The organism is Sulfitobacter sp. HI0040, from assembly GCF_001634885.1.
Lineage (GTDB): Bacteria > Pseudomonadota > Alphaproteobacteria > Rhodobacterales > Rhodobacteraceae > Sulfitobacter.
Genome location: NZ_LWEX01000348.1, coordinates 1 through 214 on the forward strand (window position 1 = coordinate 1; position 214 = coordinate 214).

The window sequence follows — 214 nt, forward strand, 5'->3', positions numbered from 1 at the left end:
GTGCGCGAAGCCGCGAAAGACCCCGATAGCCTGAACCGCGACCGGCTGATGCAGATCGCGCGTGAGGTATTACAGGAACAGGTTCCATGGCACGCGGCGCGCAAGCTCTGGCTCGCCCGGATCGAACGGATCGCGGATTGGTTCGTCGCGGGGGAGCAGGCCCGCCTTGCGATGGCGGAGCCTGTTGCCTTCGAACGGGACGCGAGCGGCACGC

The 214-nt window shown here is 67.3% G+C and carries 1 protein-coding gene; it reads left to right on the top strand.

Annotation, left to right across the window (positions count from 1 at the left end; genetic code table 11):
* Positions 1–214: hypothetical protein (locus tag A3728_RS23190; RefSeq protein ID WP_161489589.1), on the top strand; the 214-nt coding region annotated here is incomplete at both ends.